The organism is Streptomyces sp. NPDC048612 (genome assembly GCF_043199295.1).
GTDB lineage: Bacteria > Actinomycetota > Actinomycetes > Streptomycetales > Streptomycetaceae > Streptomyces.
In genome coordinates this window covers 124,966-149,514 of record NZ_JBICVV010000022.1, presented here as the reverse complement: position 1 = coordinate 149,514, position 24,549 = coordinate 124,966, and the positions used below count along the sequence as shown (strand labels likewise).

General features: G+C 70.2%; 24 protein-coding genes and 5 tRNA genes. 18 read left to right on the top strand and 11 right to left on the bottom strand.

Annotation, left to right across the window (positions count from 1 at the left end; all coding sequences use genetic code 11):
- Positions 1 to 268: 268 nt before the first annotated feature.
- The gene (locus ACGFN2_RS28245; RefSeq protein ID WP_362604314.1) at positions 269 to 925 is read left to right on the top strand and encodes a DUF4360 domain-containing protein; all 657 of its coding nucleotides are present in this window, start codon (positions 269 to 271) and stop codon (positions 923 to 925) included.
- 133 nt (positions 926 to 1,058) lie between these two features.
- On the opposite strand, the gene ACGFN2_RS28240 is transcribed toward ACGFN2_RS28245, so the two are convergent.
- The 8 genes from ACGFN2_RS28240 to ACGFN2_RS28205 all read right to left on the bottom strand — a co-directional run bounded on the left by ACGFN2_RS28240 (position 1,059) and on the right by ACGFN2_RS28205 (position 11,484).
- Positions 1,059 to 1,637, bottom strand: coding sequence for an ATP/GTP-binding protein (locus ACGFN2_RS28240; RefSeq protein WP_073447656.1), 579 nt, complete (start codon positions 1,635 to 1,637; stop codon positions 1,059 to 1,061).
- The gene (locus tag ACGFN2_RS28235; protein WP_393365232.1) at positions 1,618 to 2,205 is read right to left on the bottom strand and encodes a DUF742 domain-containing protein; all 588 of its coding nucleotides are present in this window, start codon (positions 2,203 to 2,205) and stop codon (positions 1,618 to 1,620) included. The genes ACGFN2_RS28240 and ACGFN2_RS28235 overlap by 20 nt, the downstream gene beginning before the upstream one ends.
- 84 nt (positions 2,206 to 2,289) lie before the next feature.
- Positions 2,290 to 2,703, bottom strand: a complete 414-nt coding sequence (locus ACGFN2_RS28230; RefSeq protein WP_018087204.1) for a roadblock/LC7 domain-containing protein — start codon at positions 2,701 to 2,703, stop codon at positions 2,290 to 2,292.
- 10 nt (positions 2,704 to 2,713) lie between these two features.
- Complete coding sequence (locus tag ACGFN2_RS28225) at positions 2,714 to 5,797, bottom strand: nitrate- and nitrite sensing domain-containing protein (protein ID WP_393365230.1); 3,084 nt, start codon at positions 5,795 to 5,797, stop codon at positions 2,714 to 2,716.
- Positions 5,798 to 6,198: 401 nt separating this feature from the next.
- Positions 6,199 to 6,792 carry an ATP/GTP-binding protein gene (locus ACGFN2_RS28220; protein WP_393365228.1) on the bottom strand — a complete coding sequence of 198 codons (594 nt, stop codon included), beginning with the start codon at positions 6,790 to 6,792 and terminating at the stop codon, positions 6,199 to 6,201.
- On the bottom strand, positions 6,773 to 7,183 hold the full coding sequence (locus ACGFN2_RS28215) for a DUF742 domain-containing protein (RefSeq protein WP_159743219.1): 411 nt from the start codon (positions 7,181 to 7,183) through the stop codon (positions 6,773 to 6,775). Before ACGFN2_RS28215 ends, ACGFN2_RS28220 begins: the two co-directional genes overlap by 20 nt.
- Positions 7,184 to 7,284: 101 nt before the next feature.
- Positions 7,285 to 7,698 (bottom strand): roadblock/LC7 domain-containing protein, encoded by a 414-nt coding sequence (locus ACGFN2_RS28210; RefSeq protein WP_018087200.1) that lies wholly within the window; start codon positions 7,696 to 7,698, stop codon positions 7,285 to 7,287.
- A 9-nt stretch (positions 7,699 to 7,707) separates the two neighbouring features.
- Positions 7,708 to 11,484, bottom strand: a complete 3,777-nt coding sequence (locus ACGFN2_RS28205; RefSeq protein ID WP_393365226.1) for a nitrate- and nitrite sensing domain-containing protein — start codon at positions 11,482 to 11,484, stop codon at positions 7,708 to 7,710.
- Positions 11,485 to 12,075: 591 nt separating this feature from the next.
- Here ACGFN2_RS28205 and ACGFN2_RS28200 point away from each other — a divergent pair.
- The 9 genes from ACGFN2_RS28200 (at position 12,076) to ACGFN2_RS28160 (ending at position 16,018) form a co-directional block, all read left to right on the top strand.
- Positions 12,076 to 12,258, top strand: coding sequence for a hypothetical protein (locus ACGFN2_RS28200; protein ID WP_362604304.1), 183 nt, complete (start codon positions 12,076 to 12,078; stop codon positions 12,256 to 12,258).
- Positions 12,259 to 12,340: 82 nt separating this feature from the next.
- Positions 12,341 to 13,114, top strand: coding sequence for a fumarylacetoacetate hydrolase family protein (locus tag ACGFN2_RS28195; RefSeq protein ID WP_362604302.1), 774 nt, complete (start codon positions 12,341 to 12,343; stop codon positions 13,112 to 13,114).
- Complete coding sequence (gene gltX, locus ACGFN2_RS28190; RefSeq protein WP_393365223.1) at positions 13,107 to 14,591, top strand: glutamate--tRNA ligase; 1,485 nt, start codon at positions 13,107 to 13,109, stop codon at positions 14,589 to 14,591. Before ACGFN2_RS28195 ends, gltX begins: the two co-directional genes overlap by 8 nt.
- 83 nt (positions 14,592 to 14,674) lie before the next feature.
- Entirely contained in the window at positions 14,675 to 15,400 is a 726-nt protein-coding gene (locus tag ACGFN2_RS28185) for an HAD family hydrolase (protein WP_362604299.1), read from the top strand.
- An 88-nt stretch (positions 15,401 to 15,488) separates the two neighbouring features.
- Positions 15,489 to 15,560: transfer RNA gene (locus ACGFN2_RS28180), tRNA-Gln, on the top strand.
- Positions 15,561 to 15,581: 21 nt separating this feature from the next.
- Positions 15,582 to 15,654: transfer RNA gene (locus ACGFN2_RS28175), tRNA-Glu, on the top strand.
- Positions 15,655 to 15,743: 89 nt separating this feature from the next.
- A tRNA-Glu gene (locus tag ACGFN2_RS28170) sits at positions 15,744 to 15,816 on the top strand.
- A 16-nt stretch (positions 15,817 to 15,832) separates the two neighbouring features.
- A tRNA-Gln gene (locus ACGFN2_RS28165) sits at positions 15,833 to 15,904 on the top strand.
- Positions 15,905 to 15,945: 41 nt separating this feature from the next.
- Positions 15,946 to 16,018 (top strand) — tRNA-Glu (locus tag ACGFN2_RS28160).
- 44 nt (positions 16,019 to 16,062) lie between these two features.
- Here the strand turns inward: ACGFN2_RS28160 and ACGFN2_RS28155 are convergent.
- Positions 16,063 to 16,710, bottom strand: coding sequence for a MerR family transcriptional regulator (locus tag ACGFN2_RS28155; protein WP_362604297.1), 648 nt, complete (start codon positions 16,708 to 16,710; stop codon positions 16,063 to 16,065).
- A 79-nt stretch (positions 16,711 to 16,789) separates the two neighbouring features.
- Here ACGFN2_RS28155 and ACGFN2_RS28150 point away from each other — a divergent pair, with 79 nt between their 5' ends.
- On the top strand, positions 16,790 to 17,272 hold the full coding sequence (locus ACGFN2_RS28150; RefSeq protein WP_362604295.1) for a DUF4188 domain-containing protein: 483 nt from the start codon (positions 16,790 to 16,792) through the stop codon (positions 17,270 to 17,272).
- A 125-nt stretch (positions 17,273 to 17,397) separates the two neighbouring features.
- Here ACGFN2_RS28150 and ndgR read toward each other — a convergent pair whose 3' ends face one another.
- Positions 17,398 to 18,114 (bottom strand): IclR family transcriptional regulator NdgR, encoded by a 717-nt coding sequence (ndgR, locus tag ACGFN2_RS28145; RefSeq protein ID WP_030982239.1) that lies wholly within the window; start codon positions 18,112 to 18,114, stop codon positions 17,398 to 17,400.
- A gap of 176 nt (positions 18,115 to 18,290) precedes the next feature.
- On the opposite strand from ndgR, the gene leuC reads away from it, so the two are divergent.
- From leuC to ACGFN2_RS28120, 5 genes are all read left to right on the top strand, one after another.
- Positions 18,291 to 19,721: a 3-isopropylmalate dehydratase large subunit gene (leuC, locus tag ACGFN2_RS28140; protein ID WP_362604294.1), complete on the top strand. Its 1,431-nt coding sequence runs from the start codon at positions 18,291 to 18,293 to the stop codon at positions 19,719 to 19,721.
- 3 nt (positions 19,722 to 19,724) lie between these two features.
- Positions 19,725 to 20,318, top strand: a complete 594-nt coding sequence (gene leuD / locus ACGFN2_RS28135) for a 3-isopropylmalate dehydratase small subunit (RefSeq protein ID WP_362604292.1) — start codon at positions 19,725 to 19,727, stop codon at positions 20,316 to 20,318.
- Between the two features lie 136 nt (positions 20,319 to 20,454).
- Positions 20,455 to 20,700, top strand: coding sequence for a hypothetical protein (locus ACGFN2_RS28130; RefSeq protein WP_362604290.1), 246 nt, complete (start codon positions 20,455 to 20,457; stop codon positions 20,698 to 20,700).
- 124 nt (positions 20,701 to 20,824) lie between these two features.
- Positions 20,825 to 21,478, top strand: coding sequence for an HU family DNA-binding protein (locus ACGFN2_RS28125; protein WP_362604288.1), 654 nt, complete (start codon positions 20,825 to 20,827; stop codon positions 21,476 to 21,478).
- Positions 21,479 to 21,623: 145 nt separating this feature from the next.
- A complete protein-coding gene (locus ACGFN2_RS28120; RefSeq protein ID WP_362604286.1) occupies positions 21,624 to 21,827 on the top strand; it encodes a hypothetical protein in 204 nt (67 codons plus the stop codon).
- On the opposite strand, the gene cofC is transcribed toward ACGFN2_RS28120, so the two are convergent.
- Complete coding sequence (gene cofC / locus ACGFN2_RS28115; RefSeq protein ID WP_362604284.1) at positions 21,808 to 22,521, bottom strand: 2-phospho-L-lactate guanylyltransferase; 714 nt, start codon at positions 22,519 to 22,521, stop codon at positions 21,808 to 21,810. The two genes, ACGFN2_RS28120 and cofC, sit on opposite strands and share 20 nt — an antisense overlap.
- A 140-nt stretch (positions 22,522 to 22,661) precedes the next feature.
- Between cofC and ACGFN2_RS28110 the strand changes: the two genes are divergently transcribed.
- Positions 22,662 to 23,510 carry a lysophospholipid acyltransferase family protein gene (locus ACGFN2_RS28110; RefSeq protein WP_362604282.1) on the top strand — a complete coding sequence of 283 codons (849 nt, stop codon included), beginning with the start codon at positions 22,662 to 22,664 and terminating at the stop codon, positions 23,508 to 23,510.
- The gene (locus tag ACGFN2_RS28105) at positions 23,507 to 24,508 is read left to right on the top strand and encodes an NAD(P)H-dependent glycerol-3-phosphate dehydrogenase (protein ID WP_362604280.1); all 1,002 of its coding nucleotides are present in this window, start codon (positions 23,507 to 23,509) and stop codon (positions 24,506 to 24,508) included. The genes ACGFN2_RS28110 and ACGFN2_RS28105 overlap by 4 nt, the downstream gene beginning before the upstream one ends.
- Positions 24,509 to 24,549 lie beyond the last annotated feature (41 nt).

The following is a 24,549-nucleotide window of genomic DNA, read 5'->3' as shown; positions in this document are numbered from 1 at the left end:
CAGCATCGCCCGCGCCGAGGACGGCTTACCGGGCGTCCCCTCCGACCCACCACCCACCCGCCGTAGGCGAACGGCGCCCAGCCACCGGCAACCCGTTTCCGGACGCGGTGTTCCGGTTTGGCAGGTCGCGTCCGGATCAAGGCGTAGGTTCGCCCCAATCCTGGGGAGCAGAGCTGTTCAAGGCGGCATCCCCATGCTGGCATGCGCTCGTCATTTCTTCTCCTGGTGTCCCCGCGCCGCGGGCCTAGGACGACCGGAAGGAAAGCCCATGCTCAGCACGCTCAGTGCTGGTGCCGCCGTGGCATCGTTGCTCCTCGCCGGATCGGCATCCCCCACCCCCACTGCCCGGTTCGGCGACGACCCGCCGAGCGGCAAGATCACCATTACCGTCGCCACGGTCAACGGTTCGGGATGCAGACCCGGCAGCGCCGCCGTCGCCATCGCCCCCGACAACACCGCCTTCACCGTCACCTACAGCGAGTACCTCGCCCAGGCGGGCAACGGCAGCAAGCCCACCGACTCCCGCAAGAACTGCCAGATCGCACTGAACGTCCATGTCCCGCAGGGCTTCACCTACGCGATCGCCCGCGCCGACTACCGGGGCTACGCCTCCCTGGCACGGGGCGCCAAGGGGCTGGAGACGGCCGGCTACTACTTCCAGGGCCAGCAGCCGACGGCCCGTAAGAGCCACAGCTTCACCGGCCCGTACGACGCCAACTGGCAGACCGCGGACGAGACCGACCTCGACGCGCTGGTCTACGCACCCTGCGGCGAGGAGCGGTACTTCAACATCAACACCGAGATGAGGGTGGACGCCAAGGGGGCGGACCCCAAGTCCACCAGCTACATGGCCATGGACTCCACCGACGGCAGCATCAACACCCTGTACCACTTCGCCTGGAAGCAGTGCCCCGAGCGCCGCTGACCCCGGGACACCGCACAGGGCCCGTACGCCGCCGCGTACGGGCCCACGGCACGACGAAGGCCCCCGCACCGGACCGGTGTGGGGGCCTTTCGTCGTTGCGCGCGTGCGGGCACGGGGAGCCCGGCGCGTCCTGCTAGCGCAGCCGCGCCATCAGAGCGTGCTCCACGAGCGTGATGAGCGCGCTCTTGGCCTCGCTGCGGTGCCGCGCATCGGTGGTGATGATCGGCGCGTCCGGGCCGATCTGCAGCGCCTCACGCACCTCGTCGGGCGTGTAGGGCTGGTGTCCGTCGAAGCCGTTGAGGGCGATGACGAACGGCAGTCCGCTGTTCTCGAAGTAGTCGACCGCGGGGAAGCAGTCGGCGAGACGGCGGGTGTCGACCAGCACCACCGCGCCGATCGCGCCGCGCACCAGGTCGTCCCACATGAACCAGAAGCGGTCCTGGCCCGGCGTACCGAAGAGGTACAGGATCAGGTCCTGGTCCAGGGTGATCCGGCCGAAGTCCATCGCCACGGTCGTGGTCGTCTTGTCCGGCGCGTGGGTGAGGTCGTCGATGCCCGCCGAGGCGGAGGTCATCACGGCTTCGGTGCGCAGCGGGTTGATCTCTGAGACGGCCCCGACGAACGTGGTCTTGCCCACGCCGAAGCCGCCCGCCACCACGATTTTCGCGGAGGTGGTGGAGCGGGCTGCACCGCTAGAGCTTGCGAAGTCCACTGAGCACCCTTTCGAGCAGTGTCACATCTGGCTGTCCGCCGGCGGTCTCGTCCCCGCCGGGCTGATGGATGGCGACGAGTCCGGCCTCTGCCAGGTCGGCGACGAGGATTCGGGCGACGCCGAGGGGGATGGAGAGAAGCGCGGAGATCTCGGCTACTGACTTGATCTCACGGCAGAGGTGGCAGATGCGCTGGTGCTCCGGCAGCTGGCCCTGCAGCTTGGAGGGGTCGGCGGTCGTGCTGACCAGTGCCTCGATGGCGAGCTGGTAGCGCGGCCGGGTCCGGCCTCCGGTCATGGCGTACGGGCGCACCAGCGGGTTGTTCGAGCCCGTGGGGGCGGGCTCGGGCGCGCGCCGTTGCGGCTGCACCGGCTGGATGCGCGGTGCCTGGGGCTGGTCGTACACCGACGGCTCGTACGGCTGGGAGTCGTACGGCCGGGACTGCTGCGGGGGGTGCTGCGGCCGGCGGCTCGGCGCAGACGGGAAGTTGAAGCGGTTGTTATGGGTCTCGCCCACAGGCCCGGACTCCTGTCCGGAACCATACGGGTATCCGCTCGGGGGCGTTGCCACGTCTCCTCCTCCAACTTGCCTGTCTGACGCCGGTCGCGCCACCGAACCCTATGGCGCGGTGGCGGGAAACGCACTGCCTGTCTTTTAGTTGAGAAGACTTCCCTGCAGTTCGGCGCGCAGATCCGGTGTCAGAACCGTGCCCGCGCGGTCGACCAGCAGGGCCATCTCGTAGCCGACCAGGCCGATGTCGCACTCGGGGTGCGCCAGTACGGCCAGCGACGATCCGTCGGAGACGGACATGATGAAGAGGAAACCACGCTCCATCTCCACCACGGTCTGGTTGACGCTCCCGCCCTCGAAGATGCGGGACGCGCCGGAGGTCAGCGACGTCAGGCCGGAGGCCACCGCCGCCAACTGATCGGCTCTGTCACGAGGGAAACCCTCGGACATGGCGAGGAGGAGACCGTCCGCGGAGACCACGACCGTGTGGGACACCCCAGGGGTGTTGTCCACGAAGTTGGTGATCAACCAGTTCAGATTCTGCGCCGCCTGGCTCATCGGGCTCACACTAACGCTCCTGATCGTAGGTGCTGCCGGGGCCGAAGCCCTGTTGGTCATTCTGGGGGACCCCGTTGGGGTCCGTGCCGACATTGCGTCCCTGCTGGACGCCGCGGCGCAGGTTGCTCAGCCTGCCGCGGACATCCTCCGGGGCGCGGGAGACCTGGGGGCCGCCCTGCGGCGTCTGCTCCGCGGCACCTTCGACCAGGTTGGCCTTGGGCACCCGCCGGGGGAGGCCGGAAGAGGTGACTCCGCCCGCCTTCGGCTCGCGCAGCTGCTCCGCCCGCTCCCACCGCTGGTCGTTGGAGCTGCGCCAGTCGGAGCCGTCCTGGCCGGTCTCCGGCGCGCTCCGCTGCTCCTGCACCTGCGGTGCTTGCTCGTCGCGGCCTCCGCGGCGCGGAAGGCCGGCGTCCGTCAGCGCTTGGGCGTCGCTCGGTGTGGGGCCCGGACGCTCGAATGGTACGCGCTCGGGGGCGCCGGCGGGAGCGGCAGTTGTATTCCGGTCAGATTCCGCTTCGGTCCCGAAGTAGCCCTCGAATGCCGGGCGTTCGGCCCATGCGTCCGGTTGTGCCGTCTCGGGGGAGACGTACGGCTGCTGGCCGGTGGTCTCCGCGAAGCCGGTCTCGCCGAACACCCGGTTGCCGTGCGACCGGTCGTCGTAGAGCGGTTGATCGGCTTCCGCATATGCCTGGCCAGGGTAGTCCTGGTAGGCGCCGCCGGAGGGTGCCTCGTCACGGAAGAGCGGACGCTCGTCGTGCCGGTACCCGGGGTCCTGCTCACCGGTCGCCTGGGCTTCCAGGGCGGCGCGGCGCTCCTCGCGGATCAGCGAGCGGCCCACCATGTCCAGGTCACCGGAGTCCGGACGGCCGTAGCGGCTGTCGTCGAAGCCCAGCTCGGCTGCGGTGCGCTGGTGGCTCTCCGCGGCGGTGTGCTGGTGCTCCGGGACGATCCGCGACACCGTGAAGTCGTCGTCGAACTGCTCGCCGCCACCACCGTGGGTGATCGCCTCGGGCAGCATGACCAGCGACGTGGTGCCCGCCTGCTCGCCGGAGGGGCGCAGTTGCACCCGGATTCCGTGCCGGTCGGCCAGCCGGCCGACCACGAACAGACCCATGCGCTGGGAGATCGCGGCGTCCACGCTCGGCGGGTTCGCCAGCTTGTGGTTGATGTCCGCGAAGTCCTCGGGGGTGAGCCCGATGCCCTTGTCGTGGATCTCGATCATGACCCGGCCGTCGGGCAGCCGGGTGGCGGCCACCCGCACCTTGGTCTGCGGGGAGGAGAACGTGGTGGCGTTCTCCAGCAGCTCGGAGAGCAGGTGCACGAGGTCGGTCACGGCGGTGCCGTGGATCTCGCTCTCGGGGACGCCGGTGAGGTCGATTCGCTCGTAGGACTCGACCTCACTGATCGCCGCCCGGAGGACGTCGACCAGCGGCACCGGCTGGTTCCAGCGGCGGCCGGGCTCCTCGCCCGCGAGGATGAGGAGGTTCTCCCCGTTGCGCCGCATACGCGTGGCGAGGTGGTCGAGCCGGAAGAGACTCTCCAGCTGGTCCGGGTCCGCCTCGTTGTTCTCCAGGTCGGTGATCAGCTCCAACTGGCGCTCGATCAGGCCCTGGTTACGGCTGGAGAGGTTGGTGAAGATCGCGTTGACGTTGCCCCGCAGCAGTGCCTGCTCGGCGGCGAGCCGGACGGCTTCGCGGTGCACCTGGTCGAAGGCCCGGGCGACCTCGCCGATCTCGTCGGTGGTGGAGATCGGGATGGGCTGGACACGGGTGTCGACCCGGCCCGGGTCCGTCCGCGAGAGCTGGTCGACCAGCATCGGCAGCCGCTGCTCGGCGATGCCGAAGGCGGCGTTGCGCAGCTGGCGCATGTTGCGGCTCATCCGGCGGGCCATCATGCCGGCCACGACGAACGCGATGATCAGCGCGGCCACCGCGATGCCGGAGTCGATGAAGGTCGACTGCCGGGCGTCGTCGGAGATGGCCGCCGCCTCGTTCACGGCCTTGTCCGCCAGGTCCTTCTCGATGGACCGGTACATGTCGAACTTGCCGGTCGCGGCCGCGAAGTAGGTGTCGGAGGTGATGCCGCGGCCACCGAGCGACTCCGGTGCGGCACCGGTGGCGATCAGGGCGGACATCTGGTCGATCGACGGCGGGGCGCGGAACGGCCGGCCGGCGGCCTGCGCCTGCTCCTTGGCCAGCGCGACCTTCCGCGCCGCGGCCTGCTTGAGCTCCGCGCCGTCCGTCTTGAGGCGCTCGACGTCCTCGGGCGTACCACCGGAGGTGTACTCGCCGATGGCGATGCCCTCCAGATAGCGGTACGACGCGAAGGCGGTCAGCTGGAGCTTGTGCTCCTTGCCGCCCTGCGGGGTCGCCGGGTCGACCAGGAGGTGGGTGCCGATCGAGCGCTGCAGCGACTCCGCCGCCTGGGCCAGCGCGATGGCGTAGACCGTACGGCCGTACGAGGTGATGTTGCCGGTGCCCAGGCCGAGTTCGTTGGCGAACTCCATCAGCGGGTGCTGGACCTCGACATAGCCCTCTTCGGTCTGCACACCGCGCAGCTTGGAGGTGTACGCGGCCTGGCGCAGCTGCTGGAGCTTGGGCTCGGTCTTCTCGAACAGGTCGAACCGGCGCTTGAGGCCCGGCGTGTCCGGCATGGACTTGGCCGCCTGGTGGAACTTCTCGGCGGCGGCGTCGGTGGCGTCCCGCGCGCTCAGCACCGCCGGGTCGTCCTTCTTGCCCTTCAGCAGCGGTGCCGCGGTGCGGTCCCGCTCGTCAATCAGGGCATTGCTGTAGGAAAGCGCGGCGCGCACCAGCTTTGCGGTGTTCTCCGCGTCCTGTGCTTCCTGCCAGGTCGCGAACGAGCCGTCCACGCGCAGTCCGCCGAAAACCAGGGCGAGCAGCACGGGGATCAGCAGAATGGCGTTCAGGCGGGTCGCCACGCGCCAGTTGCGCGGGGAGTACTTACCGCCACTGACCGGAGGCTTCGCGGCCGAATCTTCGGGCGCGTCGGAAGCCGTCAGGCCACCTCTGGGCGGCGGTGTGAAGTTGCCCCGCCGCGGTTCCTGCGGCTCGGGGCTCGCCTTGCTTCGCCTCACTCGACCAACAACCTCTCGGCGCCGGCACTGACTTGCTGTGCCGTTTCTTCTGGGCGTTCCTACTCCGGAGTTCAGCGAATTTCAGCACGTCAGGGCGGTGCGTTCCAAACACTGGGGAAAGCCGGAGCAGGCCCGAAAGGGCCTCAGATAAAAGGGGCGTTAAGGGCGAGCAGCGCCAAAATGCAGGAGAATTGTGAGCGCAGCGAAGCCGGGCATGCGCGCGGGGTGTCGAAGGCCCGCTGATTCACTGTCGAAACGTTATGAAGCAAAATTGCAGGCGTGTCGAAGGACACAGATCCACTCAGGGATGCCGGAATCCCGTCCGGGGCAGGGGAGCGCACCCCCGCCCCTGACAACGGCTGAGCGGCCCGCTCAGGACTGCGGAGCGGGCCGGTGAGGGACTACTGCAGCCGGGCCATCAGCGCGTGCTCCACGAGCGTGATGAGCGCGCTCTTGGCCTCGGCGCGGTGCCGGGCGTCCGTGGTGATGATCGGGGTCCCCGGGCCGATCTGCAGCGCCTCACGCACCTCGTCGGGCGTGTGGGGCTGATACCCCTCGAAGCCGTTGAGGGCGATGACGAACGGCAGTCCGCTGTTCTCGAAGTAGTCGACGGCCGGGAAGCAGTCGGCGAGACGGCGGGTGTCGACCAGCACCACCGCGCCGATCGCGCCGCGCACCAGGTCGTCCCACATGAACCAGAAGCGGTCCTGGCCCGGCGTACCGAAGAGGTACAGGATCAGGTCCTGGTCCAGGGTGATCCGGCCGAAGTCCATCGCCACGGTCGTCGTGGTCTTGTCCTGCACGTGGCTGAGGTCGTCGACACCCGCCGAGGCGGAGGTCATCACGGCCTCGGTGCGCAGCGGGTTGATCTCCGATACGGCCCCGACGAACGTGGTCTTGCCCACGCCGAAGCCACCCGCCACCACGATCTTGGCGGAGGTGGTGGCGCGGGCCGTCGTCCCGTCCGAACCGCTGTCAGAGCTTGCGAAGTCCACTGAGCACCCTCTCGAGCAAGGTCACGTCCGGCGTGCCGCCGGCCTCGCCGCTGCCGCCGGGCTGGTGGATGGCCACCATCCCGGCCTCCGCCAGGTCGGCGACCAGAATCCGCGCCACACCCAGCGGGATGTGCAGCAGCGCGGAGACCTCGGCGACCGACTTCACCTCACGGCACAGGTGGCAGATCCGCTGGTGCTCGGGCAGCAGGCCGGGCAGCTGCGCCGGGTCGGCGGTCGTGCTGACCAGCGCCTCGATGGCGAGCTGGTAGCGCGGCCGGGTCCGGCCTCCGGTCATGGCGTACGGGCGCACCAGCGGCTGGTCACCTTCGCCCCCGTACGGCGCTTGGCTGTAAGCGCCGTACGGGCCGGAAGTGGCAGGTGGCGGGGTCATGGAGCCTCCGGGCGGGACAACTGACGGTTGTCGGGTTGGGCCGGTGGGGGGTGCGGCACATGGATGGTTGGTGCGGTACGGAGCGGCGCTGCGGACGCCGCTCAGTGCAGCAGGCTGCCCTGCAGTTCGGCGCGCAGATCGGGCGTCAGCACCGTGCCCGCGCGGTCGACCAGCAGAGCCATTTCGTAGCCGACCAGGCCGATGTCGCACTCGGGGTGCGCCAGTACGGCCAGCGACGATCCGTCGGAGACGGACATGATGAAGAGGAAGCCACGCTCCATCTCCACGACGGTCTGGTTGACGGTCCCGCCCTCGAAGATGCGGGACGCGCCGGAGGTCAGCGACGTCAGGCCGGAGGCCACCGCCGCCAACTGGTCGGCGCGGTCGCGGGGGAAGCCCTCGGACATGGCGAGCAGCAGACCGTCAGCGGAGACCACCACCGTGTGCGACACCCCGGGGGTGTTGTCCACGAAGTTCGTGATCAACCAGTTCAGGTTCTGCGCCGCCTGGCTCATCGGACTCAACTAACGCTCCTGCTGGTGAGTGGGATCGACAATGCCGTGCGTGCCGGTGGACGACGTCCCGGCCTCGCGGCCTTGCTGAATACCCCGGCGGAGATTGGTCAGCCGCCCGCGCACATCGCTGGGCGCGCGCGAGACCTGGGGGCCGCTCTGGGTGGACTGCTGTTGTTGCGCGGTGCCCGCGACGAGGTTGGCGCGCGGGACCCGGCGGGGCAGTCCGGAGGTGGTGATACCGCCCGCGGCGGGCTGGCGGATCTGCTCCGCCTGCCGCCACGTCTCGTCGTTCGGCGAGCTGCGCCACTGGGTGGCGGGCTCGGCCGGGGCCGCGCCGCGCGCACCGTTGACCGGGGCGTCGTTGCGTGCCTCGCCGCGCGCCGGACCGTCCTGCGCGGCCTCGCGGCGCGGCAGTCGCGGTGCCTCGGGCTCGGCGCCGCCCTGGGGCGGCACCCCGGCAGCGGCGGCCGCCGGGTGGTTGAACCAGTTGGACTCGATGGTGTCGAAGATCGGCGTACGGCCGTCACCGGGACCGGCGTCCGCGTTGCCGAGCGCATCGGCGGACGGCGCACCGCTGTCCTGCGACGCCTGCACCGGGAACTGCCCGGTGCCCTGCGACTCGTCGGCGTACGCGCCACGGTCGGCGTCCGGCCGCTGGTACTGGCCGGTGTCGCTGTCGGGGCGCTGGTACTGGCCCGTGGTGTCGCTCTCCGGGCGCTGGTACTGACCGGTGTCGCTGTCCGGGCGCTGGTACGTCCCCGTGTCGCTGTCGGGGCGCTGGTACGTCCCCGTGTCGCTGTCCGGGCGCTGGTACTGCCCCGTGTCGCTGTCCGGGCGCCGGTACCGGCCCGTCTCGTACTGACCCGTCTCGTACTGACCCGTGCCGCCGCCCGGCAGGGCGAACTGACCGGTGTCACCGGGGCCGTTGGCCGCGCCCTGGCCGGCCGGACGCGCGCCCCGCGGGCGGTTGCCGCCCTGGGAGCCGTCCGCGGCGGGCGGCGGACCGTTGAAGTCGGGACGGGCGAACGCCGCGGTGTCGCCGGGGCCGCCGCTCGGCGCGGGACGCTCGAAGCTGCCGGTGGTCTCCGGCTCCTCGTGGCCACGCGGCCGGTCCGGCGTCTCGCGCGGCGCCAGCGGCCAGTCGTCGGAGCCGCCGCGCTCACGGCGCGCGCCCCAGCTCGTACCGCCCTGCTGCTGACCGCCCTGACCGCCCTGACTGCCCTGACCGCCGGCGGGCCGGCCGCCCGGCAGTTCGGCGGCGGGGCCGCGCGCGGGCAGCTGCGGACGCTCGTCGCGGCGCGGGGCGCCGGTCGGCGGTGCCACGGTGGGCGCCGGGCCGCTGTCCCCGCCCCGGGTGGGCAGCGAGGGACGCGAGCCGGAGGGACGGCCGGCGGCCGGGCGGGGGTCGCCGCCCTGTCCCGGGGCGCCGGGGGCACCCGTGCCGGGAGGGGCCGTACGGCCGGACGGTGCCGCGGCGCCGAAGGCGTTCGGCGCACCGCCGCCGGGGCCGCCGCGGCCGGGCAGCGCGGGACGCTGGCCGGGCGCCGGGCCCGAACCGACCTGACCGCGCGGCTGGAGCCCCGCGAGCCGGCTGGACTGCCCGCCGCCGTGGTCGCCGCCCTTGGCGTTGCTCGGCGCCGGCTTCTTGCCGCCCTGGGCGACATCGACCGGCAGCATGACCAGCGCGGTGGTGCCGCCGGAGTCGGAGGGCCGCAGCTGGATACGGATGCCGTGCCGCAGGGACAGCCGGCCGACCACGAACAGACCCATCCGCCGCGAGACCGAGACGTCCACGGTCGGCGGGCTGGCGAGCCGCTCGTTGATCGCGGACAGGTCCTCGGGCGACAGGCCGATACCGGTGTCGTGGATCTCGACCAGCACCCGCCCGTCGGGCAGCGCGTGACCGGTGACCTTGACCTTGGTCTGCGGGGAGGAGAACGAGGTGGCGTTCTCCAGCAGCTCGGCGAGGAGGTGCACGAGGTCGTTGACGACCCGGCCCGCGACCTCGGTCTGCGGTACGGCGTTGAGCTCGATGCGCTCGTACTGCTCCACCTCGGAGGCGGCGGCACGGAGCACGTCGACCAGCGGCACCGGCCGCGTCCACCGGCGGCCCGGCTCCTCACCGGCGAGGACCAGGAGGTTCTCACCGTTACGGCGCATGCGGGTGGCGAGGTGGTCGAGCTTGAAGAGCGAGGACAGCTGGTCCGGGTCGGCCTCGCGGGACTCCAGTTCGGAGATCAGCGAGAGCTGGCGCTGGATCAGACCCTGCGAACGGCGCGAGAGGTTGGTGAACATCGCGTTGACGTTGCCCCGCAGCAGCGCCTGCTCGGAGGCGAGGCGGACCGCCTCGCGGTGCACGTCGTCGAAGGCCGCGGCCACCCGGCCGATCTCGTCCCGGCTGTGCACACCGACCGACTCGACGGAGGTGTCGACGTCCTGCGGGTCGGACTCGGACAGCTGCTTGACCAGCTCGGGCAGCCGGTCCTGGGCGACCTTCTGCGCGGTGTCCTGCAGCCGGCGCAGCGAGCGGACCATGGACCGCGCCACGACGAAGGCGCCGACCAGCGAGACGCCGAGGACGAGCAGGATCAGCGCACCGCTGATGATCGCGGACTGGGTGGCCTCGTTGCGCAGCTCGCGGGACTTCTGCTCCATCTCGGAGAGCAGCGTGGTCTCGATGCGCGACATCTCGTCGATCTTGACGGTGTCGGAGTCGTACCAGTCGAGGTAGCGGTAGTCCTGGCTGCGGATGCCGGAGCCGCTGGCGAAGGCGCGGTGCGCGAAGGCGACCGCGGCCTTGATCTCGTCGTTGTTGCCGTCCAGACCGCGGGTGAGCGCGCCGGCGCTGTTCTCGCCGTTGCTGGTGTAGATCTGCGAGAAGCGGTCGCGGGCCGCCTTCTCGTTGTCCTCGGCGTTACGGCCGGCCAGCCGGTCGTTGGAGGACAGCTCCGGGCCACCCTCGTGGGCGAGGCCGGCACTGACCAGGGCCCGCTGGATCGACGCGTACTCCTTGGCCGACGAGAACGCCGCCAGCGCACGGGTGCTGCGGATCATCTCCGGGTTGCTGGTCGCCTGCGCCATGTCCTGGGAGAGCGACAGCAGCGAGTTGATCAGCTGGTTGTAGCTGGTGACGGTCCGGGCCGAGTTGTCCTCGTCCTTGTACGCGCTGTTGCGGATCTCGTTGAGGGTGTTGAGCTGGCGGGTGATCTCCAGGACGGTCGCCCGGACACCGGTCATCGTGGCGTCCTGGCCCCGGATGTCATCGGTGGCCTGGTTGAACGACAGCCGGGCGCGGTCGGTCGCCTCGCGGGGCGCGACGACGTTGGCGTCGTCCTTGGCGTTCCCGCTGCCGGCCAGCGGACCGGCCGACTTGTCCCGCTCCACCTGCAACGCGTCGGCGAGTTCGGTCGCCTGCCGGGTCATCTCGGTGAGCAGCTGCATCTTGTCGAGCTGGTCGATGTTCTCCAGCGACGTGCCGATGCGCATACCGCCCAGCGTGGTCGCGGCGACCACGGGCAGCGCGAGCAGGGAGACCAGACGGGTGCTGATGCGCCAGTTGCGCAGCGCTATTCGCGAACCGGGGCCACTGGCCCCCTTGGACGCCTTGGGCTTACCGCTGTCCGCGGCGTCATTGCCCGGCGCCTGGCCGCCTCCGTCGACGGGCAGCGTGCTGCCTCCGGCGGAACCGTTGCCCTGGGCGCGCTGGGGCGAGGAGGCGCGGTCGGTTCCGCCGCGCAGCTCCGGGTCCGCCGCAGCGCTGCCATCCCTCTTGAAACGTCCCTGCACTAGCGTCGCAACCTCTGGACCAGGCGTCCCGCCGCGGCGGGACGGTGTCGAGTCGAATGGAGGACCGCTGAGTCCCCCGATGGCGGTCGTGAGTGACCGGCGGGCTGCCCCCTCCGGTCGGAAGAGAACGGCACCACCGCGCGGCGCTTCGTTGCGCCCTGCGCGCCGGCTGAAACGTGCGGCGGTCCGTGGAATTCCAGCACAGTGCAGGATCTCCAACAAGAGCGGAGCCCCGCACTGTGACTTGGGTGACGCAATGTGCGGAGCACGTCACGACTTGTAGAAGATGCTGCCGTCAATAACGGACTTTTATCCGCGAGTCGGCCGCACCCCAGGGCTGTCCCAGGTGCGGTGATCGGGAGCGGAACGTGCACTTCAATCCGTCATTGTCCGATTCGCCCAGGGTTGTTGATCATGGAAAATGCGGCATTTGTCACACACTTCGTGAGCAAACTCACAGGTGGATCATTGAGTCTCCCCGCACGTCGCAGGGAATAGCGCGCTTAGCCTGACGCTTTACACAGTTGCCGAGAATGACAAGGCAGCTTTCCGCAAGCCCTTTCCCGACTCGATGACGCGAGGCATGCAGCAGTGAAGACGACGACGATGTTCCGCAACATAGCCAACCCGCGGCGCACCACCCTGGCCCACCTCACCGACGCCGTCGAGCTCGGCACCGAGGCCCCGGAGCACACCGTCGACCTGCCGGCCCAGACGGCCAACCCCCGCCGCACGGTCCTGATGACGGCCCCCGAACAGGGCATCCCCGCCTGAAGCGACGACCGACCGGCAGCGGCCCCGCGATAGCCTGGAGTGTCAACTCCGGCCACTGATCAATGAGGGGCAACGGCAACCCGTGCGCATCGCCAGATTCTCCATCGACGGCAACGTCGGCTTCGGCGTCCTCGAAGGCGACGAACTCGACGTCATCAAGGGGCACCCCTTCGCGGAATTCGAGCGCTCGGGCCAGAAGGTCCCCCTCGACAAGGTCCGGCTGCTGCCGCCGGTCCTCCCCAACAAGGTCGTCGCGATCGGCCGCAACTACGCCGAGCACGCCGCCGAGCTGGGCAACGCCGTACCGGACGAGCCGGTCGTCTTCTTCAAGCCGTCGACCACGGTGATCGGCCCCGGCGACCCCATCGCGTACCCCTCCTTCTCCGAGGAGGTGCACCACGAGGCGGAGCTCGCCGTCGTCATCGGCCGGATGTGCCGTGAGGTGCCCCGCGAGCGCGTCAAGGACGTGATCCTCGGCTACACCTGCGCCAACGACGTCACCGCCCGCGACGTGCAGCGGCGCGAGAAGCAGTGGGGACGGTCCAAGGGCTTCGACAGCTCCTGCCCGCTCGGCCCCTGGGTCGAGACCGGGCTGGACCCCGCCGACATCGCCGCGGGCCTCGCCGTCCAGTGCACGGTCAACGGTGAACAGCGCCAGCTCGGCCGCACCAGCGACCTGGTCCGCCCGGTCGAGGACCTCATCGTCCACATCACCGAGGCGATGACCCTGCTCCCCGGCGACGTCATCCTCACGGGCACCCCGGCCGGGGTCGGCCCCCTCAACGTCGGCGACGAGGTCGCCGTCACCATCGAAGGCATCGGCACTCTCACCAACAAGGTGATCAAGCGTGGCTAACGCGACCCCCGTACGCGTCCGTTTCTGTCCCTCCCCGACCGGTAACCCCCATGTCGGCCTGATCCGTACCGCCCTGTTCAACTGGGCCTACGCACGGCACAACAAGGGCAGCCTGGTCTTCCGGATCGAGGACACCGACGCGGCCCGCGACTCCGAGGAGTCCTACAACCAGCTGCTGGACTCGTTCCACTGGCTGGGCTTCGACTGGGACGAGGGCCCCGAGGTCGGCGGCCCGCACGCGCCGTACCGCCAGTCCCAGCGCATGGACCTCTACAAGGACGTCGCCGACAAGCTCCTCGCCGCCGGCCACGCCTACCACTGCTACTGCACCACCGAGGAGCTGGACGAGCGCCGCGACGCCGCCCGCAAGGCCGGCCGGCCCTCCGGCTACGACGGCACCTGCCGCGAGCTGACCACCGAGCAGAAGGCCGCGTACGAGGCCGAGGGCCGCTCCGCCATCGTCCGCTTCCGGATGCCCGACGAGCCGATCACCTTCACCGACCTGGTGCGCGGCGAGCTGACCTTCACCCCGGACAACGTTCCGGACTACGGCATCGTGCGCGCCAACGGCGCCCCGCTGTACACCCTGGTCAACCCGGTCGACGACGCCCTGATGGAGATCACCCACGTCCTGCGCGGCGAGGACCTGCTCTCCTCCACCCCCCGCCAGATCGCCCTCTACAAGGCCCTGATCGAGCTGGGCGTGGCCAAGGAGATCCCGGCCTTCGGCCACCTCCCCTACGTCATGGGCGAGGGCAACAAGAAGCTCTCCAAGCGCGACCCGCAGGCCAACCTCAACCTGTACCGCGAGCGCGGCTTCCTCCCCGAGGGCCTGCTCAACTACCTTGCGCTGCTCGGCTGGTCCTTCTCCGCCGACCAGGACCTCTTCTCGGTGCAGGAGCTGATCGAGAAGTTCGACATCGCGGACGTCAACGCCAACCCGGCCCGCTTCGACCTGAAGAAGGCCGAGGCGATCAACGCCGACCACATCCGGCAGCTGGACGTGGCGGACTTCATCACCGCCTGTGAGCCCTGGCTGACGGCCCCGCACGCCAACTGGGCCCCCGAGGACTTCGACGAGGCCGCCTGGCGCGCCATCGCCCCGCACGCCCAGACCCGCCTCACCGTCCTCTCGGACATCACGGCCAACGTCGACTTCCTCTTCCGCAAGGAGCCGGTCGAGGACGAGGCGTCCTGGACCAAGGCCATGGGCAAGGGCGACCCGGTGGCGCTGCTGACCACCGCCCGCGCCAAGCTGGACGCCGCCGACTGGACCGCCGGCCCCGAGCCCCTCAAGGAGGCCGTCCTGGCCGCCGGCGAGGAGCACGGCCTCAAGCTCGGCAAGGCACAGGCCCCCGTCCGGGTGGCCGTCACCGGCCGCACGGTCGGCCTGCCGCTCTTCGAGTCCCTGGAGATCCTGGGCCGGGAGCGCACCCTCCAGCGCATCGACGCGGCCCTGGCCAAGCTGGCCGGCTGACCGCACCACTGCGCCCAGGGGCCCGGACACCGCACGGTGTCCGGGCCCCTGGCGTATCCGGCGCCGTTGGCTAAATTGCCGGTATGCCCCTCCGCGCCGTCCTGTGGGACCTCGACGACACCCTCTTCGACTACACCGGATCGGACCGTGCGGGCGTGCTGCGCCACCTGCGGACCGAGGGCCTGCTCGACACGTACGGCGGCGAGCAGGTGGCCCTGGAACGCTGGCAGGCGGCCATGGAGACCGAGTTCGCCCGCTTCCTCGCCGGTGAGGTGGGCTTCCTCGACCACCGCAGAGGCCGGGCCCGGACGTTCCTGGAGACCCCGCTCTCCGACACCGAGGCGGACGCCTGGTTCGGCCGCTACCTCGCGCACTACGAGGCCTGCTGGGCGCTCTTCCCGGACGCCGGGCCCGCCCTGGAGGCCCTGGCCCCGCTGGCACGGCAGGCGGTGCTGTCCAACGCCACCACCGCCAACCAGGAGCGCAAGCTCGCCACCCTGGGCATCCGCACCCGCTTCGAGGCGGTGTTCTGCGCCGACGGGCTGGGTCACGCCAAACCGGCCGCGGAAGCGTTCCAGGGCGCCTGTCAGGAACTGGGCCTGCCGCCGAACGAGGTGGTCCACATCGGCGACAAGCTCGACATCGACGCACTGGGCGCCCGGGACGCCGGGCTGACCGCCGTATGGCTGGACCGCGCGGGCACCGGAGGGGAGCCGCCCGCCGGGGTGCGGCGGATCGCGGGCCTGGCGGAGCTCCCCGCGCTGTTGCACGGAGTTATCGGTTTTGGTGCGCCGTCCACGATCAGGTAATGTTCTTCCTGCGCCGCCCGAGAGGGGCCGAAAGGCCCGGCCGGGAGGCGTAAGTCAAACAAAGCCCCCGCAGGGGGTTGCGCTTTGATGGCCTATGGTGTAATTGGCAGCACGACTGATTCTGGTTCAGTTAGTCTAGGTTCGAGTCCTGGTAGGCCAGCTCGCAGAGCTTATCTGCAAAGCCCCCGTTGTGTAGCGGCCTAGCACGCTGCCCTCTCAAGGCAGTAGCGCCGGTTCGAATCCGGTCGGGGGTACAGATCCTTCCCAGGGAGACAGTCCGGGTCGCACCCGCTGCCTCTCACGGAGACAAACATCCGGCTTCCACCGGATGGGGATCGCTAGGGCCCCCGTTGTGTAGCGGCCTAGCACGCCGCCCTCTCAAGGCGGTAGCGCCGGTTCGAATCCGGTCGGGGGTACTGGTCTAAACCACCATGGGCTATGGTGTAATTGGCAGCACGAGTGATTCTGGTTCATTTAGTCTAGGTTCGAGTCCTGGTAGCCCAGCGCGGTGTGTCCTCGCGGCACATCCAACTGCAGGAAAACTTGCCCCCGTTGTGTAGCGGCCTAGCACGCCGCCCTCTCAAGGCGGTAGCGCCGGTTCGAATCCGGTCGGGGGTACAAGACGAAGAGGCCCTCCGCATCATGCGGGGGGCCTCTTCGCGTCAACCGCCGCTTCCGAAGCGCCTGTTGGCCTCTTCGGCCTCCGCCAGCCGGCGCAGGCTGAGCAGTACCGGCTCGTAGAGCACGGTGAGCGCGACCGCCGCCTCCACCTGCTCCGCCGGGGTCGCGAACTCCTCGACCAGGTCCAGGTCGGCGACGGAGAGCTGCGCCGCCTGGCGGGCGTAGGGCAGCAGATGCGGGATGTCGCAGGCGTAGCCGAGGCGGTGCAGCGCCGCGATGGCGGCGACGAGCATGCCGAAGGCGCGGGAGCCGTCGGCGATCTCCAGGTTGAAGTGCCAGTCGAGCTGCTTGAGGAGTTCGGTGGCGGTGCGCCGGGCGACGGCCGTCGAGGCGGCGCTCTCGTCGGGCTCCGGGCCGTAGGGGAGTGCCTCCACGGCGATCCCGAGGCGGGTGAGGTGGTCCCGGGAGTCGTCCTCGACGGCGGCCAGGACGTCCCGGGCGGTGCTCACGGGGATGCGGCCGACCTGGATCAGGGCGCGGACCAGCCGCAGCCGCCGCAGATGCTCCTCGTCGTACTCGGACCGGGTGGCGGTGACCCGGCGGCCCGGCGGCAGCAGGCGTTCGCGCAGGTAGTACTTGATCGTGGCGGTGGAGACCCCGCTGCGCTCGCTCAGTTCCGCCAGTCGCATACCGCTTGCACCTTCCATTGGAGAGTGCCACTATCTAAGCATGGATAGCGATGCTATCCAGTGACGGAAGGGGGCAGTCATGAGGGACAAGCCGGTGCAGGGCCGGATGACGGCGGACGGCGGCCGGGAGGTGGTGGTCTTCCTCATCGGGATGCGCTTCAACAACTGGCGTGCGGTGCGCAGTTGGCTTCCGGTGTTCCGTGCGATGCCGCGCATGATCAAGGAGCTGGCCCAGGACCCGGACAGCGGGATGATCGGCTACCGGCTGCTTCCCGGACTGCCGCGGAACTTCGCCGTCCTCCAGTACTGGGACTCGAAGGAGAAGCTCTTCGCCTACGCCACCGACCGGGACGGTGCGCACCGGCCGGCCTGGGCCGAGTTCAACCGGCGGATGCGCGAGGGGCGCGACAAGGTCGGCTTCTGGCACGAGACCTATGTCGTCCCGGCGGGCTCGTACGAGAGCGTCTACGTCAACATGCCGCCGTTCGGGCTGGGGGAGGCCCAGGGGACGGTGCCGGTCGGCCGCCGCGGGGAGCGGGCCGCGGACCGCATGGCGGCCTGAGGGCCGAAGGGCGGCCTGAGGGCCGAAGGGCGGCCCCGTGCGGACGGTCCGCACGGGGCCGCCCTTCTTCGGCATCGCGGCCGGGGCAGGCCGGGGCCACCGCCCGACTCGCTCCGGCCGGGGGGTCAGCCGGTGCGCCGCAGGCCCTCGGAGAGGCGGGCCGCCGCGTCGATGACCGCCTGGGCGTGCATCCGGCCCGGGTGCCGGGTCAGCCGCTCGATCGGTCCGGAGACCGAGACGGAGGCCACCACGCGGTTGGAGGGGCCGCGCACGGGGGCGGAGACCGAGGCCACGCCCGGCTCCCGCTCGCCGATCGACTGGGCCCAGCCCCGGCGCCGTACGCCGGACAGCGCGGTGGCCGTGAAGCGCGCGCCCTGGAGGCCGCGGTGCAGCCGCTCGGGCTCCTCCCAGGCCATCAGGATCTGGGCGGCCGAGCCCGCCTTCATGGGGAGCGTGGAGCCGACCGGGACGGTGTCCCGCAGTCCGGACAGCCGTTCCGCCGCCGCCACGCAGATCCGCATGTCGCCCTGCCGGCGATAGAGCTGGGCGCTCTCGCCGGTCACATCGCGCAGGTGGGTGAGCACCGGTCCGGCCGTGGCCAGCAGACGGTCCTCGCCGGCCGCCGCGGCCAGCTCGGACAGGCGCGGTCCCAGGATGAACCGGCCCTGCATGTCCCTCGCCACCATCCGGTGGTGTTCCAGTGCCACGGCCAGACGGTGGGCCGTGGGCCGTGCGAGCCCGGTCGCCGCGACCAGCCCGGCGAGGGTGGCCGGACCGGACTCCAGGGCACTCAAAACCAGAGCTGCCTTGTCGAGAACGCCGACGCCGCTAGAGTTGTCCATGCAACGATACTCGCGTCTCACACTGTGAAACGCAAGTTCAATTTTCCAGGGAAGTCGTCAATCTGTAGGTGTGGCCCTCGACCAGGGCCCGGCGTAAGGCCCGGCAAGGGGATTTTTCTGCGGGCATCGCGCACGGACGAGAAAGGCCGGCAATGCGGCCGGTCGGAGGGAAAGCGATGGGACGGACACTCGCGGAGAAGGTCTGGGACGACCATGTCGTCCGGCGCGCGGAAGGCGAGCCCGACCTCCTCTTCATCGATCTCCACCTGCTGCACGAGGTCACCAGCCCGCAGGCGTTCGACGGCCTCCGCAAGGCCGGCCGCCCGGTGCGCCGTACGGACCTGACCATCGCCACCGAGGATCACAACACCCCCACCCTCGACATCGACAAGCCGATCGCCGACCCGGTCTCGCGCACCCAGCTGGAGACGCTGCGCAAGAACTGTGCCGAGTTCGGGGTCCGGCTGCACCCGCTGGGCGATGTCGAGCAGGGCGTTGTCCACGTGGTGGGACCGCAGTTGGGACTGACACAGCCCGGCACCACGGTGGTCTGCGGTGACAGCCACACCTCCACCCACGGAGCCTTCGGCGCGCTGGCGTTCGGTATCGGCACCAGCCAGGTCGAGCACGTCCTGGCCACCCAGACGCTGCCGCTGGCCCCCTTCAGGACCATGGCGATCACCGTCGACGGTGAGCTGCCGGACGGCGTCACCGCCAAGGACCTGATCCTGGCGATCATCGCCAGGATCGGCACCGGCGGCGGCCAGGGCTACGTCCTGGAGTACCGCGGCGCGGCCATCGAGAAGCTGTCGATGGAAGCCCGGATGACCATCTGCAACATGTCGATCGAGGCGGGCGCGCGGGCCGGCATGATCGCCCCCGACGCGACCACCTTCGACTACCTGCAGGGCCGCGACCACGCTCCCCAGGGCGAGGACTGGGACGCCGCGGTCGCGTACTGGAAGACCCTGCGCACCGACGACGACGCGGTCTTCGACGCCGAGGTGCACATCGACGCCTCCGAACTGGCCCCGTTCGTCACCTGGGGCACCAACCCGGGCCAGGGCGCGCCGCTTTCGGCGGCCGTCCCCGACCCCGCTTCGTACGAGGACGCCTCGGAGCGCTACGCCGCCGAAAAGGCCCTGGAGTACATGGGGTTGACTGCAGGTCAGCCGCTGCGGGACATCAAGGTGGACACCGTCTTCGTAGGTTCGTGCACCAACGGCCGTATCGAGGACCTGCGCTCCGCGGCGCAGATCCTGGACGGCCGCAGGGTCGCCGACGACGTCCGCATGCTGATCGTGCCCGGCTCGGTCCGGGTCTCGCTGGAGGCCGTCGCCGAGGGTCTGGACAAGGTCTTCACCGCGGCGGGCGCCGAATGGCGGCACGCGGGCTGTTCGATGTGTCTGGGTATGAACCCCGACCAGCTGGCGCCCGGTGAGCGCTCCGCGTCCACCTCGAACCGCAACTTCGAGGGCCGGCAGGGCAAGGGCGGCCGTACGCACCTGGTCTCACCGCAGGTCGCCGCCGCAACAGCGGTTCTCGGCCATCTGGCCTCACCGGCCGATCTGTCCGCTGCCGACGTCGCCACGCCCGCGGGAGTCTGAACCATGGAAGCTTTCACCACCCACACCGGCCGGGCGGTCCCGCTGCGCCGCAGCAACGTGGACACCGACCAGATCATCCCGGCCCACTGGCTGAAGAAGGTCACCCGCGACGGCTTCGAGGACGGGCTGTTCGAGGCCTGGCGCAGGGACCCGGAGTTCGTCCTCAACCAGGAGCGTTACCAGGGCGCCACGGTGCTGGTCGCCGGCCCGGACTTCGGCACCGGATCGTCGCGTGAGCACGCCGTCTGGGCGCTGCAGAACTACGGGTTCAAGGCCGTCATCTCCTCGCGGTTCGCGGACATCTTCCGTGGCAACTCCCTCAAGAACGGGCTGCTGACGGTGGTCCTGCCGCAGGAGACCGTCGACAGGCTGCAGACGCTGCTGGAGAACGATCCGGCCGCCGAGGTGACGGTCGACCTGGTCGGCCGGCAGGTCACCGCCGAGGGAGTCAGTGCCGACTTCGAGCTGGACGAGAACGCCCGTTGGCGCCTGCTGGAGGGGCTGGACGACATCAGCCTCACCCTTCGGGAGGAGTCGGCCATCGTGGAGTACGAGGCGAACCGGCCGTCGTTCAAGCCGCGTACCATCGAGGTCTGACCTCGGGTTTTATGGCTCAAAGCTGTATTGCGTACGATGCGCCCCCTGTGCAGTTGGCAGGGGGCGCATCGCCGTGTTGAGGCGGCTGTTGAGGCCCCGTGAAGCGACAACTCGCCGCAGATGGCACAATTAGCGCATGGAACGCGACGACCAACTCGAGCTCTACGGTCTCGTCGCCGACCGTCTCAAGGACGCACATACAAGAGTGCGGACACTGCAAGTCCCGGAGGGCGTACGGATGGCGCTGACCCGGAAGCTGCTCGTCATCACGGCCGCGGCTAAACACGATCTTGCGGACGCGGCAAGGCGTCTGGAGTGGTTCATGGAAGACCTCGACGAAGGTCGTTATCCCGAAGATGTGCACGCCGACGGAAGTCCGTGAAGGTCGAGTTCGTTGCGGCACAAGGGTGATTAGCCCGTTTCGTGTTTGATTTGCGGTATATATCTGCCTAACGTGCGAAAAAGCTTGGAACTTTCCTTCCAGCAATGTCTCCGAAGGGGAAGACGTGAACAAGGCGCAGCTCGTAGAAGCCATTGCCGACAAGCTCGGCGGCCGCCAGAACGCCGCGGACGCGGTCGACGCCGTCCTGGACGCGATTGTGCGTGCCGTGGTCACCGGCGACCGCGTTTCGGTCACCGGATTCGGCTCGTTCGAGAAGGTCGACCGTCCCGCCCGCTACGCCCGCAACCCGCAGACGGGGGAGCGGGTGCGGGTCAAGAAGACCTCGGTACCGCGCTTCCGCGCCGGTCAGGGCTTCAAGGACCTGGTGAGCGGGTCGAAGAAGCTCCCCAAGGGTGGCGAGGTCTCCGTCAAGAAGGCCCCGAAGGGCAGCCTGACCGGCGGTGCCGCCATCAAGAAGGCCGCGGCGAAGAAGGCCACCGCCAAGAAGGCCGCCGCCAAGAAGACGACGGCGAAGAAGACCACGGCGAAGAAGACCACCGCGGCGAAGAAGGCCACCGCCAAGAAGACGACGGCGAAGAAGGCCCCCGCCAAGAAGACCACCGCCAAGAAGGCGACCACGGCCAAGAAGGCCACCGCGAAGAAGGCGACGGCGAAGAAGACCGCGCCCGCGAAGAAGACGACCGCGAAGAAGGCCCCCGCGAAGAAGGCCACGGCACGCAAGACCACCGCCAAGAAGACCACCGCCCGCAAGCGGTAATTCTGCGGCGGCGACGCCACGCGTGGGGCCGGTCTCCCTCCGGGGAGCCCGGCCCGCGGTGCGTCCGGCGGCCGGCCCCGGGCCGCGTCCGGCCGCGCACGGGCGGCCGAAGGGGCCGGGGACCTCCTCGTCTAGGCTCTCTCCCATGCAGGCCACCGCGTATACGTACGACTCCGAGACCCGCTCCGGCAGCGTGCTGCTGGACGACGGCACCCCGCTGCCCTTCGACGCCGCGGCCTTCGACGCCGGCGGTCTGCTGCTGCTGCGGCCCGGTCAGCGGGTCCGTATCGACGTCACCGGCGAAGGTGACGCCCGGAAGATCGTCCTGGTCACGCTCCAGACGCTCTGACCTGCGGAGGCGGCAGCCGGCCCGGTCCGTCGGGCGCGGCCGGCCCCGGGGTGAGACGCGGCGTCTGGAGCGCCGTGTGCGGGCCCACGCCCAGCGCCAGTGCGGCCAGCAGGTCCTCGCCGGTGTCCACGTCCCGGCGCACCGAGGGCACCGCCGGGCCGGTGATCTCCCGGGCCCCGGACGCCAGGTGACGGGCCCGCGACGCGCCTCCGAATGCCGGTTCCAATTCCACTCCGGAAGTCGCGGTCAGAAGTGTTGTCCCGATATCCGCCGCATCCGCGAGAAATGCGCGGGGGAATTGCGAAGCGGAATGGAGCACCAGTTCCAGTTCGGCGGGGCGCAGCGCGGGGAGATCGGCGTTCAGTGCGGCGACCGCCGCACCCGGACGACGCGCCCGGATCACGCCCGCTCCATGGGCCAGAGCCGCGTTGAGACCACGGGCCGGTGTGTCGGGCACGATCAGCGCGCCCAGCTCCGCCAGCCGTTCCCCGGCCTGCCGGTCATCCGTGACAACCGCCACATCATGGACGTCTTCGCAGGCCAGCGCCGCTGTCACGGTGTCCAGGGCGAACGCGAGGGCCAGCCGGGGCCGGAACTCCTCCCCTGCGGCCCGGGAGAGCCTGCTCTTGGCCCGCACCAGCGGTTTCAGCGGCACCACCAGGCTCCAGCCCACATCCGCTCCGTCTCGTCGCATCGGCGCCATTCTCACCTGCCGCCGCCGCTCGCCGGGAGCGTCGGGGTTACGGTGTTCTCGACATAGCGGGTACCTGGGGCGACACTTGTGCGGCTGCCGGCCCGCAGCAGCTTCGCAGGTCCCACAAGGAGGGTGTCCCAGTGTCCCGCCGCAGAATCGGCTTCTGGTACCGCTTGGCCGCGGTCATCTGCAAACCGCCGCTCCTGGTTCTGTTCAAGCGGGACTGGCAGGGAATGGAGCACATTCCGGCCGACGGCGGATTTATCACCGCGGTCAACCACAACTCGTATCTTGATCCGCTCTCCTATGCGCACTATCAGTACAACACCCGGCGGGTCCCCCGATTCCTCGCCAAGGCCGGACTCTTCCGGAGCGGCTTTGTCGGCCTGATGATGCGCGGCACCGGACAGATCCCCGTCTACCGGGAAACCACCGACGCCGCCAACGCGTTCCGCGCCGCCGTCACCGCCATCGAGAAGGGCGAATGCGTCGCCTTCTACCCCGAGGGCACCCTCACCCGCGACCCCGAGCTGTGGCCCATGCAGGGCAAGACGGGGGCCGCGCGGGTCGCGTTGCTGACGAAGGCGCCGGTCATCCCCGTCGCGCAGTGGGGCGCCAACGATGCGATGCCGCCGTACGCCAAGGAGAAGAAGCTCCGCCTCTTCCCGCGCAAGACGCTGCGGGTGAAGGCGGGACCGCCGGTCGACCTGAGCGCGTTCTACGACCGGGAGCCGACCGCCGAGGTGCTGCGGGCCGCCACCGAGGTCATCATGTCCGCGATCACCGAGCAGCTGGCCGCCGTCCGCGGTGAGCCCGCGCCGGCCGAACCGTACGACTGGCGCAAGGCGGTCGCCCGGGAGCGCCGCGCCGCCCGGGAAGCCGCCAGGGCTGGCCGGACCGCCGCGGCGGCCACCGCCCCCGCCGACCCGGCCGTCGGCCCGCAGCAGGCACGAAGCACCCAGCAGGCACAGGAGGATGAAAGCAAGTGACGCGCTGCGCCGTCTACGGCACGGGGTCCTGGGGTACCGCCTTCGCGATGGTGCTCGCCGACGCGGGATGCGAGGTGACCCTGTGGGGGCGCCGCGAGTCCCTGGTCGACGCCGTCAACAACGGCCGTACGAACCCCGACTACCTGCCGGGGGTCGAGCTTCCCGCGTCCGTGCGGGCCACCACCGACCCGGCGGAAGCGGCGCGCGGCGCGGAGTTCGCGGTGCTGGCCGTCCCCGCCCAGACGCTGCGCGGCAACCTCGCCGCATGGGCGCCCCTGCTGCCCGCCGACACCGTCCTGGTCTCCCTGATGAAGGGCGTCGAACTGGGCACGGCCAAGCGCATGAGCGAGGTCATCGAGGAGGTCGCCAAGGTGCCCGCGGAGCGCGTCGCGGTGCTGACCGGCCCCAACCTCGCCAAGGAGGTCGCAGCGCGGCAGCCCGCCACCGCCGTCGTGGCCTGCGCCGACGAGGCCGTCGCCCGGCGCTTCCAGGCCGCCTGCCACACCTCGTACTTCCGCCCGTACACCAACACCGACGTGGTGGGCTGTGAACTGGGCGGCGCGGTCAAGAACGTCATCGCGCTCGCCGTCGGCATCGCCACCGGCATGGGCCTGGGCGACAACGCCAAGGCGTCCCTGATCACCCGCGGGCTCGCCGAGACCACCCGGCTCGGCCTCGCCATGGGCGCCGACGCGCACACCTTCGCCGGCCTGGCCGGCATGGGCGATCTCGTCGCCACCTGCTCCTCGCCGCTGTCGCGCAACAACACCTTCGGCACCAACCTCGGCCGGGGGATGTCGCTCCAGGAGACCATCGCGGTCACCAAGCAGACCGCCGAGGGCGTCAAGTCCTGCGAATCCGTGCTGGATCTGGCCCGCAGGCACGGTGTCGACATGCCGCTCACCGAGACGGTCGTGGAGATCGTCCACGAGGGCAAGCCGCCGATGGTCGCCCTCAAGGACCTGATGTCGCGCAGCGCCAAGTCCGAGCGGCACTGAGGCGCCACGCCACTATCGGCCGCCGCAGCGCTGACTCCGCG